The following is a 15,026-nucleotide window of genomic DNA, read 5'->3' as shown; positions in this document are numbered from 1 at the left end:
AGCGGTAGCCCTGCAAGGGGCTACCCGACCGCGACCCGGGGTCTGCCGCTGGCCTCAACAGTGATCAGCGCTTCGACAAACACCTCTTGCGCCTCGACCTTGGCGGTGCGCAGGTCGCGGTCCACAGTCACGCGAATATCTTCGGCGCCCGCTTCACGCACGGCGCCTTCAGCCTCGGCGCGCAACACCTCTTCCAGCAATTGCAGGGCAGAGTTTGAATCCGAGAAATCCTGCGGCCCTTCTTCCAGATGCACCCGAAATCGCCCTTCGGCCGGAGAGGTAACGGAACCGGTCCGCCGCAGGGTCAAACGTCCGACAACCGCACCGATGGCATTGGCGACGCCGGCATGTTCCGGCAGAATCATGTTGCAATGCAGCCGCTTTCCCACCGCCGGGTAATAGCTGGGCGCCGAGGCCCCAAGACCCACCACATCCACATTCAGCGCCGCATCCATCGCCACCAGTCCACGATGTTTTGCCAACCCGCGCTGGGTCAGAACATGCCGCGCAAGTTCTTTGGCAGGCAGGCCAAACCCGTCGCTTTCCTCGGCAAAAGCAGTCTCTAACAAGGTCAAAGCGGTCTGATCCGTCAACTGGTCGACAATGACTTGAGCTAACGCTTCGGGCGACTGCGCCAACCGATCCCCCGATCCGACCCGCTTGCGCGCAACCAGTTCCAAAGCCTTATGCGCAGCCGAGCTGTCCCAGTCTTCAAGCCGCCCCAGCACATGGCTGGCATCCGAGGGTGTCACACCCGACACCTGCACGATCCCGCGATCTACCAGACGGTTCAGCGCTCCATGTTCCATCCGAGTCTGCAGCAACCGGTCAAGGGGCAACACGCGGTCCCCCAACCTGTCCAGCAATACGGATTCGCGCGGCCCGACCCCGTCGGCAGGGATACCCGGCACGCGGCGGGCAAATCGTGTATCATGTTCTCCGACCGTTGTGGCGCGCAACTGCTCATCCAGCGCGGCATGCACCGCATCCGGGGCCTCGGCCGCAATCAGCGACACAGGCAACACCCGGCGCGGTCCGAGAAAGACACCGCCGCCCAAACCTTCGGTCACCACATGCACCTGACTGTCACCACCCAGTCCATGTGTGCGCATCGCCACTGCCTCAACCATGGTTCGGAAGCCGCCAACCTGCGCGCCAGCCGGGTCAATCGCAGGTTTCCCATCCCGAATCAGCGCCACATCGGTGGTCGTACCCCCAATATCGGAGACCAGCGCATTCTCGGTCTCGGTCAACCAGCGCGCGCCGACGATCGAGGCTGCGGGGCCACTCAGAATCGTTTCGATAGGTCGCTCCCGCGCCTGTTCGGCGCTCATCAGCGCGCCGTCGCCGCGCACCACCATCATCGGTGCGGTAATACCCTGCGCGTGCAACTGATCCTGTGCCCGCCCAATCAGCCGGTCGATCATCCCAATCAATCGCGCATTCAACACAGCCGTAACCGCCCGCTTCGGCCCGTTCAGCTTGGCCGACAGGTGATGCGAGCAGGTCACCGGAACACCCGTCCGCTCAGCAATCACACGGGCCACTTCTAATTCATGCGCCGGGTTCCTGGTGGCAAACTGCGCGGCGACCGCATAACCGGAAATACTTTTATGAGAGTCTAAAAAGGCCTCCAACGCCGGAATATCCAACTCTGCCACCTGACCGCCTGCATGATTGTGCCCGCCAGCCAGCACCAAGGCCGGATCACCTTTCAAAGCGTCCTTCAGCCCATGCTTTTCCAGATCACTTTCCCGAAACCCGACATAAATCAGCCCCACGCGTCCGCCCTGTCCCTCGACAAGAGCGTTAGTGGCCAGAGTGGTCGACAAGGACGCCATGCCGATCTGATCCGGCGAAACCTCAGCCGTTTCCAGCACCGCAGAAACTGCCCGACCAACCCCAATCGCCAGATCCGCCCGCGTGGTCAGAGATTTGGCCGAGGCGATCACCTCGCGTTCATCCCGGATCAGCACCGCATCAGTATAGGTTCCACCCGTATCTACCCCCAAAGCCAACGCCATCGGGTCCTCCATCTGTTCGCCAGAACCGGGTGTAGCGTTTTCCTGCGGCGCGTCCAGCCCGTTTACGACAACCTGAACACGGCCCATCGCGCCGCATCGGCAACAGCCGGATCAGGATCATCGGTCAGCCCCTGCGCAACCGGCCGCAAATCGGGCAGCGCGGAGTTCCCGATCGCGTAAAGCAAGTTCCGCACAAACCGATCCCGTCCGATCCGTTTGATTGGCGACCCCGAGAACATCGCCCGGAAAGCGGTATCATCCAGCTGTGCCAGCTCTGCCAGCCGCGGCGCTTTCAACTCTTCCCGCGCCGCATAGCGAAGATCGCTGGCCGCAACCGCAAACTTGTTCCAGGGGCAGGCGGCAAGGCAGTCATCGCAGCCATAGATCCGATTGCCCATCAGCGCCCGCAATTCTTCATCCACCGGACCTTTGTGTTCGATGGTCAGATAGGAAATGCAACGCCGCGCATCCAACTGATAGGGCGCTGGGAATGCATCGGTCGGACAGGCGGTCAAACACGCTTTGCACGATCCGCAATGGTCGATCCCGGCCCTGTCATCGGGCAGCTCCAATGTCGTGAAAACAGACCCTAAAAAGGCCCAATTTCCCCAATCCTGACTCACCAGATTGGTATGCTTGCCCTGCCATCCCAAACCGGCGGCCTGCCCCAAAGCCTTCTCTGGCACCGGCGCGGTGTCGACGAATACCTTCACCTCACCTCCGGCCTCGGCAATCAGCCACCGGGCCAGACGCTTCAGGCGCTTCTTAACCAGATCATGATAATCCTTGTTCTGCGCATAGACCGAAATCGCACCCAGCTCAGGATGCGCCAACACCTCTGTCGGATCATGTTCGGGCGCATAGCTCTCGGCAAGCATGATCACCGACCGCGCCTCTGGCCACAGCACAGATGGATCGCCGCGCCAATGGCTCCGCTCGGCCATCCACCCCATTTGGCCGTGATACCCGGCCTCCAGAAACGCATCCAAACGCTCAGGCACCTGAGGCACATCCCACGGACGACACACCCGGCAGGCCACAAACCCTTCGGACAGAGCTTGCGCCACCAACCGTTCTTTCAGTTCTGATCCGCTCTTCATCTGGCTCAATATATCCTCGGGGGGAATCGCGCCCATGGCGCGATGGGGGGCAGACAGCCCCCCTTTTGGCACTACCCTATCAGAAATCCAGATCGGCGTAATGCGGCGGCGGCCGGAACCCCGGAACCTGATCCGCCAGAATCGACCGAAACGCCGGTCGGGATTTGATCTTGGCGTACCAGTCCTTCACCGCCGCACTGCGATTCCAATCCACGTCCGAGATATAATCCAGCGCCGACAGATGCGCCGCAGCGGCAAAATCGGCCAATGTCATCTGATCCCCGGCCAGCCAGCGGCGATGGTCCAACAGCCAGGCCATGTAATCCAGATGATATTTGATCGCCTTTGCGCCGGCCTTGACGTTCTTGCTGTCCGGATAGCCCTGCCCGGTCACCTTCTTGTTGACCCGCTCATACAGCAGCTTCGAGGTCACCTCGTGATGAAATTTGTCATCAAACCACCCCACCAGACGCCGGACTTCATACCGCGCTTCGGGCTTTTTGGGCATAAGGGGCGGCTCGGGCCGTGTCTCTTCGATGTATTCGCAGATCGCCGCACTCTCGGCCATGATCTGACCATCCAGCCGCAGCACCGGAACCTTGCCAGCCGGGTTGCGGCGCAGAAAATCCGGGTCCTGTTCCCAGTATCGTTCTTCAACCAGCTCCACCTCGATCTTCTTCTCGGCCAGAGACAGGCGAACTTTGCGGCAATAGGGTGAGAGGGGAACGTGAAACAGACGCGCCATGGACTTCCATTCGAACCAGTAGAATACCCCCTCAGCTTTAGCCGCTGACGGGGCGGGGTTTCAATCCTCGAAACAATCGGCGCGTCCATCTGCGCGGATGGTGGCCGCCCCGTCCATGATCGAGGCCGCGCGCCTGCGTGTTCGTACCGACGGATCTGTGACCGACCGGTTGCGCGGGGATGGCAGTATCGCCGCCAGACGCGCCGCCTGAACGGGCGACATCTTCGCGGCACTCACGCCATAGAATTTCTGCGCCGCCGCCTCGACCCCAAAGACGCCCTGTCCGGTTTCAGCGACATTCAGATAGACCTCAAGAATGCGCTGCTTGCTCCAGACCAGCTCAACCACAGGGGTCATCGACGTCTCCAATGCCTTGCGCACCCAGCTGCGCCCTTGCCACAGGAACACGTTCTTAACCACCTGCTGCGTGATGGTTGAGGCACCGCGATTGCCGCCATCCTCCAGCGCATCCCGGATCGCTTCGACGTCAAAGCCCCAGTGCAGGCAGTAATTGGCGTCCTCGGCGGCCACAACCGACCTTGCCATGACGGGCGCAATCTCTTCGATCGGGACCCATTCACGCTCGACCTTGCCCAGCCGCCGCCATTCTGACCAGATTGTGTGCGTGATCGGAGGGTTCACGACCGAGTAGAGCACCACCAAAGCCGCGAAAACCGCAAACACCGCCAGAACAGCACGCAGCGCCCAGCGCCGAAGCCATGCGATTGCGCCAGTTATTCTGTTGCTCTTGGATGCCTGTTTTTTCTTCCCGCCTGTCTTGCGGCCTGCTTTTTTTGCCATGCCCTGCTATACGCCGCGACCGGCGTATTTGAAACGGATTATTTCGCCATCAGCCGACCATCGCGCGGCCGAATCACCGGACGTGCCGTTTTGGCTGCAACGGCCCCGCGGGCCTTCAACTCGGGGAACAGTGAAAGTACCTCAGCCTGCGTTTCACGTTCCGACCGCGAAACCGCGTGGGCGGGATAGTAGCTTTCGCTTTTGGCACCGTTCGCAATAACGATCTCATGCCATCGGAACAGCAAGTGGATATACTCGACTTCTCCGCCTTCAACCCGCGTCACAGTGGTCCCGTTCACCAGACAATGCGCTGCGATCAGCACTTCGGCGTGCCCATACAGATACGATGCGCGCCAATCATCGATCAGCATCCGGTGCTGAGGCGACACCAGCAACGGTCGCGTCAGGCCGAACATCCCGGCCTCGAACCGGATCGGCGCAAGTTTTCCGATTGCGGCCACTGTTTTGCGACCAATCCAAAGTAAGGGCTTGGCGCCGCTGTCAGCGGTTGTCACCAGGTCCCCAGGCTTGAGGTCTTCGATCAGACGCGGGCCTTCCGGGGTGTCGATCAGGGTTCCTGGGGTAAAACAAGGCGGCCCCAGTGTACCAACGTCCAGCGGTCCCTGCGTGTTCACGAAAGTTGTTGAGACAAGCGTTCCAGGTTGAAGGACCTGGCCATCGGTCGGCGTAAACACCCGGGTTCCATCTGCAAGATAAAACGTCGTTCCGGTATAGGTAACATTCCCAACACCAGCCACGTTGATGGTCACCGTATCACCTGGCCAGGACGCCGTCACATCCTGACCGTTTACTGTATCCCCGCTTGGCGCGTCGATCTCATCGTCGTCGTCAAAATCAACAAAGTCGAAACTGTCGACGGTTATCGCGGTTCCGACAGGTGGCGGGTTTGCCGGGTCGAAGGAATAAAACTGATCTGTATAGGTCGTTGGCATCCAACAACTCCACTTCACTCATATCTACAGGCCCGCAGCTTGGCTGCAATTCCCGAACAATCTGTGACCAAAGCTAGACGTTTTCTGCAATTTCGGGCAAGATTCTGGCGCGTTCTGAGCGCGCAAAAGAAAACCCTGCGTGTCATTTCAAACACGCAGGGTCAGGATTTTGTCTGTATCAGGGTTTATTCAGCAGGCATTGCCGCCATTTCCGAAGTCAGAGGATGGCTGAGCTTGTTCAGCATCTCTTTCGGGCAAACCTGCAGGAAATGCGTTTTTTCCACATCCCAATGTTGCAGGATATCCGCAGCCTTGCGGCTATGCGTTTCCTCGGCGTGACGCGTGATCAGTGATTTCAGCTGATCCACCCAGTGGTCTACCGTGACCGGGCAGGTCACCAGCGTTTCCATGTTCATCAACGCCTCGGCCTTGCCTTCGGGGTCATACAAATAGGCCATCCCGCCGGTCATACCGGCCCCGAAATTGGCACCGATATCGCCCAGAATCACCGCGACACCGCCGGTCATGTATTCGCACCCGTTCGAGCCGCAGCCCTCGATCACCACCGTGGCGCCCGAGTTGCGCACCGCGAACCGCTCGCCCGCACGGCCTGCTGCGAACAGGTGTCCATCGGTGGCGCCGTAAAGGACGGTGTTGCCGATGATGGTGTTGTCGTCCGCCTTAAGCGGGCTGACCTGAGGCGGGCGCACTACGATGGTGCCTCCCGACAGGCCCTTGCCGACATAATCATTGGCATCCCCCGATACTTCCAGTTTCAGCCCCGGCGCGGCGAACGCGCCCAGAGACTGACCAGCCGAGCCCTGCAGCTTCACATGCAGGTGGTCATCCTGGAAGGTGTTCCGCATCCCGAAATTCTGCACGATATGGCTGGAGACGCGGGTGCCGACGGTCCGGTGCGTGTTCTGGATGGCATATGACAGCTGCATCTTCTCGCCGTCCTTCAGGAACCGGGCCGCATCGCGCACGATCTCGGCGTCCAGCGTATCAGGCACTGCATTCCGATCCTTGTCGCGGTTGTACACGATGTCATGTGCCCCATCGACGGTAATCAGCAGCGGGTTCAGATCCAGATCATCCAGATGGGCCGAACCGCGGCTGACCTGAGCCAACAGGTCCGCCCGACCGATGATTTCATCAATTGACCGCGCACCAAGGCTGGCCAGCAGCTCGCGCACTTCCTGTGCGTAGAAGGTGATCAGGTTGACGACCTTGTCCGCATTACCGGTGAATTTGGCGCGCAGGTCTTCGTCCTGCGTACAGACTCCAACCGGGCAAGTGTTCGACTGGCACTGACGCACCATGATACAGCCCATCGCGATCAGCGCGGCGGTGCCGATGCCGTATTCCTCGGCCCCCATCATCGCGGCCATGACGATGTCGCGACCGGTGCGCAACCCGCCATCGGTGCGCAGGGTCACGCGGTCGCGCAGGTTGTTCATCGCCAGAACCTGATGCGCCTCGGTCAGGCCCATCTCCCACGGCAGACCGGCGTATTTGATCGATGTCGCGGGCGATGCGCCCGTACCACCATTGTGACCCGAAATAAGGATAATATCCGCTTTCGCCTTGGCCACACCGGCGGCAATCGTGCCCACGCCAGAGGACGCCACCAGCTTGACCGTCACCTTGCAGCGCGGGTTGATCTGTTTCAGGTCATAGATCAGCTGCGCCAGATCCTCGATCGAGTAGATGTCGTGGTGCGGCGGAGGCGAGATCAGCGTCACGCCCTTGGTCGAGTGCCGCAGACGCGCGATCAGGTCGGTGACCTTCATGCCCGGCAGCTGACCACCCTCACCGGGTTTCGCGCCTTGGGCCACCTTGATCTCCAGCTCTTCACACTGGTTCAGGTATTCAGCAGTCACACCGAACCGGCCCGAGGCCACCTGTTTGATCTTGGCCGATGGGTTGTCGCCATTGGGCTCTGGCACGAAATGTGCCGGATCTTCGCCGCCTTCACCGGAATCTGACTTCGCGCCGATCCGGTTCATCGCCACGTTCAGCGTCTTATGCGCCTCGGGGCTCAGCGCGCCCAGCGACATGCCCGGCGTGACAAACCGCTTGCGGATCGAGGTGATCGATTCCACTTCCTCAATCGGCACCGGTTTGCCCAGCGGTTTGAAATCCATCAGGTCGCGCAGATGGATCGGCGGGTTCGACTGCATCTTGGCCGAATACTGTTTCCACAGCTCATATGAGGCTCTGTTACAGGCCATTTGCATCATATGCATCGAGGTCGCTTCCCACGCGTGGGTCTCACCCGACTTGCGCGCCTTGTAGAAACCGCCGATGGGCAGAACGTCCAAACCGCTGTCCCAGCCCTTGGCGTGGATTTCTTCGGCCTTGGTCTGAATACCGGTTACACCGATGCCGGAAATCCGGCTGGTCATACCGGGGAAATACTCGGCCACCATGGCACGGCTGAGGCCCACGGCCTCAAAATTCAGACCACCGCGATAGGAGGAGATCACCGAAATCCCCATCTTGGCCATGATCTTCAGCAGTCCCTGATCAATGGCCTCGCGATAGCGGGCGACGTTTTCGGTCAGGGTGCCATCCAATAGGCCGCGATCAATGCGGTCGGCCAGCGAATCTTCGGCGAGATACGCGTTCACAACGGTCGCGCCACAGCCGATCAGCACGGCAAAATAATGCGGGTCCACACACTCGGCCGCGCGTACGTTCAGCGAGCAGAAGGTGCGCAAGCCCTGACGGGTCAGGTGCGAATGCACGGCGCTGGTCGCCAGAATCATCGGCATCGCCACCCGGCCTTCACCCGAGCGCATGTCGGTCAGCACCAGATGCCCGGCGCCTGAGCGCACGGCCTCTTCCGCTTCGGCCCGGACCCGGATCAAGGCCGCGCTCAGCGCGCCCTGACCGGGTTCAAAGCTGCAGTCAATCTCGGCCAGCGGCGCGTCAAAGCTCTCGACCAGCTTGTCCCATTGCGCGTTGCCGACAAAGGGGCTTTCCAGCACCACGATCTCGGTCTGGCTGCTGTCTTCGTCCAGCACGTTCTTGAGATTGGCGAACCGCGTTTTCAGCGACATCACCCGGTATTCCCGCAAACTGTCGATGGGCGGGTTGGTCACCTGGCTGAAGTTCTGCCGGAAGAAATGGCTGAGCGGGCGGTATTGCTTGGACAGCACAGCCGAAGGCGTGTCATCGCCCATCGAGGCCAGCGCCTCTTTGCCGTCCTCGGCCATGGGGGCCAGAATCTGTTCCAGTTCCTCAACCGAATAGCCCGCCGCGATCTGACGCTTGCGCAGGTCTTGCCCGGTAAAGATCGGTTGTTCGGTCACACCGGCCAGCGTGTCGTCAAGGTCGTGGATTTTGCTGACCCATTCGCCAAAGGGCAGTGCGCGGGCCAGTTTGTTCTTGATCTGGGTGTCGCGGAACAGTTTGCCCTTTTTCATGTCCACGGCCAGCATCTGACCCGGACCCAGTGCGCCCTTTTCGGTCACGCTGGCTTCGTCAATCGGCACCATCCCGGCCTCAGAACCCGCAATGACCAGCCCGTCGCCGGTCACCACATAACGCATCGGGCGCAGCCCGTTGCGGTCCAGACCGGCGCAGACCCAGCGGCCATCGGTCATCGCCAGCGCGGCAGGGCCATCCCACGGCTCCATCACCGAGTTGCAGTAGGAATACATGTCGCGCCACGCCTGCGGCAATTCCACCGCCTGCTTGGACCAGCTTTCCGGGACCAGCATGGTTTTCGCCATCGGGGCCGAACGGCCTGCACGTACCAGAACCTCAAAAACCGAGTCTAATGCGGCCGAATCCGACGATCCACCCGCGATGATCGGCTTGATATCTTCGGCATAGTCACCAAAGGTGCCACTGGCCATGCGGATCTCATGGCTTTTCATCCAGTTGATGTTGCCCTTCAGCGTGTTGATCTCGCCGTTATGGGCCAACATGCGGAAGGGCTGCGCCAGCCACCATTGCGGGAACGTGTTGGTGGAATAGCGCTGGTGATAGATCGCAAAGGCCGACTCAAAGCGCTCATCCATCAGGTCGGGGTAGAACACCGCCACCTGCTCGGCCAGCATCATGCCCTTGTAGATGATCGACCGGCAGGACAGCGACGCCAGATACAGGCCGGAAATCCCGGCGGCCAGCGCCGCCTTTTCGATGCGGCGGCGGATGACATACAGCTCGCGCTCGAACGTCTCTTCATCCACACCCTTCGAATTCGAGATCAGAATCTGCTCGATCTCGGGCCGGGTCGCATTGGCCTTGTCGCCCAGGCAGGTGACATCCACCGGCACATGACGCCAGCCATAGATGTAATAGCCCATGCGCAGGACTTCGGTTTCGACAATGGTCCGGCACCGTTCCTGCGCGCCGAAATCGGTGCGGGGCAGGAACACCTGACCAACAGCGATCAACTCGTTCATATTGGGTTCGTGCCCGGTGCGGCGGATCTGGTCATAGAAGAACGGCACCGGGATCTGCACATGGATACCCGCGCCATCGCCGGTCTTGCCATCCGCATCCACCGCGCCGCGATGCCAGATCGCCTTGAGCGCGTCGATGCCCGCATCCACCACTTTGCGGCTTTTCTTACCGTCTATGGAAACGACCAGGCCCACACCACAGGAAGAATGCTCTTCTTCCTCGGAATAGAGACCGTTTTCTGCCATCCATTTGCGCTTGGTTTCTTCGCCCCGCACCCAATCGGCATCAAATTTGGTCATTGGCTGTCTCCTTCTTGCGGCATGGCGTACATGGCTTCGACCTCAGCTTTGGTCATTTGCCGGCGGTCGCCTGCGAACGCGTAGCCCTTGGGCTTTTTATCGATATAAAGTTCCAGTTTCAGCGCCTGACCTGTGTCTTCAAACAGTCCAGCTGCCATTTGTGTTTGTCCGTGCACTTCGCCAGGAAGGGTGATCCGGTACCAAAGTGCCGATCCGCAGTCTGCGCAAAAGGCGCGCTCGGCCCACTCGGACGAGGTATAGGTTTTGACCGGTCCCAGCGCGGCGTACCCTTCCTCGGCCTGAAAGGTCACCAGCATTGAACTGGTCCAGCGGCGGCATTGGTCGCAATGGCACGCCCCCAGCGCATCCCGCGCCGGAGTGGCGGTCACCGTGACCGCGCCACACATGCATTGACCTTGCAATTCGGACATCAGACCCTCCTGTCGCGCGACGTTGGATTACTCGGCGGCAACAGCCGCCTTGGCGTTGAACCGGTCGATGATTGCATCGGCACAATCGCGGCCATCGCGGATCGCCCAAACCACCAGAGAGGCCCCGCGCACGATGTCACCGATTGCGTAAACGCCATCCATCTCGGTCTCGCCGGTCTGGAACGCCGCCTTCACAGTGCCCCAGCGGGTCACGGGCAGGTCGGGCTGACCAAACAGTGTGGGCAGGTCCTCGGGCTCGAAACCCAGCGCCTTGATCACCAGATCGGCCTCTTCCACGTAATCCGCGCCTTCGATCACCTCGGGCGCCTGACGGCCCGAGGCATCGGGCTGACCCAGACGCATCTTCTGCACCATCACGCCTGCGACCTTGTCATCGCCGGTAAAGCCCTTGGGCGCGCTGAGCCATTCGAAGATCACGCCTTCCTCTTCGGCGTTCTGGGTTTCGCGCTGCGAACCCGGCATGTTGGCGCGGTCGCGGCGGTACAGGCATTTGACAGAGGTCGCGCCCTGACGGATCGATGTGCGCACACAGTCCATCGCGGTATCGCCACCACCGATCACGACAACCTTCTTGCCATCGGCATTCAGGCGACCATTGTCGAAATCCTCGACCTCGTCACCAAAGCTCTTGCGGTTCGAGGCGGTCAGGAAGTCGATGGCTATTTCGATCCCGGCCAAACCGCTGCCGGGCATCGACAGATCACGCGATTTGTAAACGCCGGTCGCGATGATCACCGCGTCATGTCTGGCGCGGATTTCCTCAAACTTGTCGGCGTCAACATCGCAATTCAGCTCAAAGCTTACGCCACCATCCGCCAACAGATCATTGCGGCGCTGAACCACGTCCTTTTCCAGCTTGAAGCCGGGGATACCGTACATCAGCAGACCACCGGCGCGGTCGTGGCGGTCATAGACGGTGACCTGAATCCCGGCACGGCGCAGCATATCCGCCGCCGCCAAACCTCCGGGGCCACCCCCGATGATACCCACGCTTTCACTGCGTTCAGCAGTGGGCGTCACGGGCATTACCCAGCCTTTGTCCCAGGCGGTGTCGGTGATGTATTTCTCGATTGTGCCGATCGTGACGGTGCCGTGGCCCGATTGCTCGATCACGCAATTGCCTTCACACAAACGGTCCTGCGGGCAGATACGGCCGCAGATTTCGGGGAAGGTATTGGTTGCCTGACTGGTTTGATAAGCCTCTTCCAGACGTCCTGTCGCGGTCAGGCGAAGCCAGTCCGGGATGTTGTTGTGCAGCGGGCAATGCGACTGACAATAAGGCACACCGCACTGGCTGCAACGGCTGGCCTGTTCGGCTGCCTTTTCGGCGGCGAATTCGGCATAGATTTCGTCAAAGTCTTCCCGTCGATCATCGGCGGCACGCTTTGCAGGCATGTCCCGGTCAATCTGCACAAATTTCAGCATCGGTTGCTTGGCCACGGGTCAGACTCCATGAATTGGCTAGGTCACGCCTCTTTAAGAGATGGAACACAGGATGAAAAGTAAGTAATGCTGACGTATATTGGGAATTTTCCAGAAATGGAACGCTAAGTCAGGGATTTTTCCCATTTTTTAGTTCCGATACGGACCTATTTGAGCGCTTTCCTTTCCCACACCACACTTATACCCATGGATCACAACAAAATGACCAAAGAGCAGGGTCGAGCAGATGAGCCTTTTCCACCTGATTCTCGTGGCGATCATTCAGGGCGTAACCGAGTTTCTGCCCGTGTCTTCGTCCGGACATCTGATCCTGCTTCCACGCCTCGCTGGCATCGATGATCAGGGCCTTGCAATTGATGTTGCGGTACACGTTGGCACGCTTGGCGCTGTTGTTCTGTATTTCTGGACGGATGTGAGACAAGCCATCCGGGGCCTGCCCGATGCGATTCGAGGTCGGCTTGACCGGCCCGAGGCCCGCCTGGCGCTCGGCCTAATCATTGCGACAATCCCAACCGTGATCGCAGGTGCAATCCTGTATCTGACCGGGCTGGAGCAGGCATTGAGATCGATTGCTGTGATCGGCTGGGCAATGCTCGGCTTTGGGCTTTTGCTGTACTGGATGGATCAGAGAGGACCACAGACCAAACAGGCGGCGGATTGGGGCGCGCGCGATGCGATCATCATGGGGCTCTGGCAGGTTCTGGCGCTCATTCCCGGCACTTCGCGTTCGGGCATCACCATTACGGGCGCCCGGCAGCTAGGATATACAAGGGAAGACGGCGCCCGGATTGCAATGCTGATGTCGATCCCGACCATTTTGGCCTCGGGCGCGCTGTTGTCGGTCGATGTGATCCAACAAGCGGATGCTCAGCTGGCAAAGGACGGAGCGATTGCCGCTGCCTTCGCCTTTGTTGCGGCCCTGCTGGCGCTCAGCCTGATGATGCGACTGCTGCGCAGTGTCAGCTTCACACCCTATGTGATCTATCGCGTTGTTCTGGGCTGCGTCCTGCTGGTGATCGCCTACAGCTGATCAGATCCGCAGGTTCTTTGCCGAGTTCTGGATGTCGTCATATTGGCCCGAGGGGCGGAACTTCCACAGATAATCCGGCAGTACCGAATCCAGAGCCGTGGGTTCAATCCCCAGTTCGGCAAATCCCATTGCGCTATCGGCAACGACATTGTCGCGCCGTAGGTTTTTCAGCTGGTCACGGGTCAGGATGTTGTTGGGGAACAGTTGGAAACTGACGAATTTCGCAATATCCAGAACTCCCGCCATGACCTTCGCGGCCAGAAACGGAACGCCCAGAATGACACGACGGCGATGAATCACACCCAACATCTGCTGCATCAGCGCACGGAACGTCTTGGTCTCGGGCCCGCCCAGTTCATAGACACCCGGCGCCGCCTTGCCCAGTACACCCAGCACCGCAGCCTGCGCCACGTCATCCACATAAACCGGCTGAAACCGCGTCTCGGCCCCAACCAGAGGCAGGAACGGGCTCATCCGGGTCATACCGGCAAAACGGTTGAAGAACTGATCTTCGGTGCCGAAAATCACCGACGGGCGCAGAATGATTGCGTTCGGCATGTGTTGAAGAACGGCAGCCTCGCCCTCGGCCTTGGTGCGCGAATAGTCGCTGTCCGCGTCCAGATCCGCGCCAATCGCCGAGATATGCACCATCCGCTCAATGCCCTGCGCCGCGGCCAGTCGGGCAATCCGCTCAGCCCCATCCGCCTGCACGGCGTCAAACGCGTTTTTGCCCAGCTCGTTCAGTACACCAACGCAATTGACCACTGTATCAACACCATGCATCGCAGCGGCAACCGAGGCATCATCACGAATGTTGCACAAAATAGGTTCAACCTGACCCACAGCGCCGTATGGCTTGACGAACATCGCCTCATTGGGACGCCTTACGGCCACGCGCACGCGCCAGCCCTCTGCGGCCATACGGCGCGCGATATAGCGGCCGACAAAGCCCGATCCACCGTAAATCGTGACCAGTTTGGACATGATGGCGCTCCTGCTGTCTGGGTCTAATTTGATCTAGCGCCCATGCGCCCGGTGAACAAGGCGCAATAACGCCGCGCACCGCTGAATTTGAGGCTCGAAGACCGATCCGAAGACGACATGTGAAAAAACTTCAAAAATCTGATGCGAATCTGGTTGACGCCCCTCGCCAGTCAGCTTAAACGCCCCCCCACGACACCTGCCCAGGTGGCGGAATTGGTAGACGCGCTAGCTTCAGGTGCTAGTGTCCGTATGGACGTGGAGGTTCGAGTCCTCTCCTGGGCACCAAATCATTCGAAAAATATTCGCAAGATCAATATGTTATGATTGTGTTTGGTTTTGCAGTCCACCTCGTGGACCACCTTTTGGTTTCGGGTTCCTTGACCGCAGCACTTCTTACTTCAGAAAAGTTTCTTGTTTGCGTTTTGGCATCGAATGACTCGCACTCGATGCCAAGTGTTTTGTAAGCAACCAGCCCGCACCCTTCCAAATGTCCGAAATGGCTATGCTATAAGGTTTGAGGGCATCTGCTTTCCTCACGATACTTCCAGTGCCAATATGCACCCGCGTCTTCAGGTAATAGAGGCGTCTCTCTTCTGAAACCTACGAACGTAGGATCGGATGTGTAGACGCGAACGACGATCACTTGGCGTTGATGGGATGACGATAAATCCTTTGCCGAATGGCGGGTAAACGCGCCCATGAACGCGACCGCGCTTGAAGGTCCAGCCAGTCTTAAGTAGCTTCCTGATCGCCTTGTTTATGTCCTTATCGCTGCA

10 protein-coding genes and 1 tRNA gene are annotated in these 15,026 nt (G+C 59.6%); 2 read left to right on the top strand and 9 right to left on the bottom strand.

Annotation, left to right across the window (positions count from 1 at the left end; translation table 11 throughout):
- Window positions 1-20: 20 nt before the first annotated feature.
- From ACR3E4_RS08645 to ACR3E4_RS08610, 8 genes are all read right to left on the bottom strand, one after another.
- Window positions 21-2,024, bottom strand: coding sequence for a hydantoinase/oxoprolinase family protein (locus ACR3E4_RS08645; RefSeq protein WP_480535770.1), 2,004 nt, complete (start codon window positions 2,022-2,024; stop codon window positions 21-23).
- A gap of 62 nt (window positions 2,025-2,086) precedes the next feature.
- Window positions 2,087-3,124 (bottom strand): tRNA epoxyqueuosine(34) reductase QueG, encoded by a 1,038-nt coding sequence (gene queG / locus ACR3E4_RS08640; RefSeq protein WP_480535698.1) that lies wholly within the window; start codon window positions 3,122-3,124, stop codon window positions 2,087-2,089.
- A 79-nt stretch (window positions 3,125-3,203) separates the two neighbouring features.
- Window positions 3,204-3,869 (bottom strand): FtsZ-binding protein FzlA, encoded by a 666-nt coding sequence (gene fzlA, locus ACR3E4_RS08635; protein ID WP_480535700.1) that lies wholly within the window; start codon window positions 3,867-3,869, stop codon window positions 3,204-3,206.
- 60 nt (window positions 3,870-3,929) lie between these two features.
- Window positions 3,930-4,670 (bottom strand): monofunctional biosynthetic peptidoglycan transglycosylase, encoded by a 741-nt coding sequence (gene mtgA, locus ACR3E4_RS08630; RefSeq protein ID WP_480535701.1) that lies wholly within the window; start codon window positions 4,668-4,670, stop codon window positions 3,930-3,932.
- 38 nt (window positions 4,671-4,708) lie between these two features.
- A complete protein-coding gene (locus ACR3E4_RS08625; protein ID WP_480535702.1) occupies window positions 4,709-5,623 on the bottom strand; it encodes a Hint domain-containing protein in 915 nt (304 codons plus the stop codon).
- A gap of 185 nt (window positions 5,624-5,808) precedes the next feature.
- Window positions 5,809-10,341, bottom strand: coding sequence for a glutamate synthase large subunit (gltB, locus tag ACR3E4_RS08620; protein WP_480535703.1), 4,533 nt, complete (start codon window positions 10,339-10,341; stop codon window positions 5,809-5,811).
- On the bottom strand, window positions 10,338-10,772 hold the full coding sequence (locus ACR3E4_RS08615; RefSeq protein WP_480535705.1) for a GFA family protein: 435 nt from the start codon (window positions 10,770-10,772) through the stop codon (window positions 10,338-10,340). The genes gltB and ACR3E4_RS08615 overlap by 4 nt, the downstream gene beginning before the upstream one ends.
- A gap of 27 nt (window positions 10,773-10,799) precedes the next feature.
- Window positions 10,800-12,233 (bottom strand): NAD(P)-dependent oxidoreductase, encoded by a 1,434-nt coding sequence (locus ACR3E4_RS08610; RefSeq protein ID WP_480535707.1) that lies wholly within the window; start codon window positions 12,231-12,233, stop codon window positions 10,800-10,802.
- A gap of 229 nt (window positions 12,234-12,462) precedes the next feature.
- Here ACR3E4_RS08610 and ACR3E4_RS08605 point away from each other — a divergent pair, with 229 nt between their 5' ends.
- The gene (locus tag ACR3E4_RS08605; protein ID WP_480535709.1) at window positions 12,463-13,266 is read left to right on the top strand and encodes an undecaprenyl-diphosphate phosphatase; all 804 of its coding nucleotides are present in this window, start codon (window positions 12,463-12,465) and stop codon (window positions 13,264-13,266) included.
- Here the strand turns inward: ACR3E4_RS08605 and ACR3E4_RS08600 are convergent, their stop codons facing one another.
- Entirely contained in the window at window positions 13,267-14,250 is a 984-nt protein-coding gene (locus ACR3E4_RS08600; protein WP_480535711.1) for a complex I NDUFA9 subunit family protein, read from the bottom strand.
- Between the two features lie 198 nt (window positions 14,251-14,448).
- Between ACR3E4_RS08600 and ACR3E4_RS08595 the strand changes: the two genes are divergently transcribed.
- Window positions 14,449-14,535: transfer RNA gene (locus tag ACR3E4_RS08595), tRNA-Leu, on the top strand.
- Window positions 14,536-15,026 lie beyond the last annotated feature (491 nt).

It is taken from the genome of Ruegeria sp. AP11 (assembly GCF_056535865.1).
This window is presented reverse-complemented; position numbering and strand designations above follow the sequence as displayed.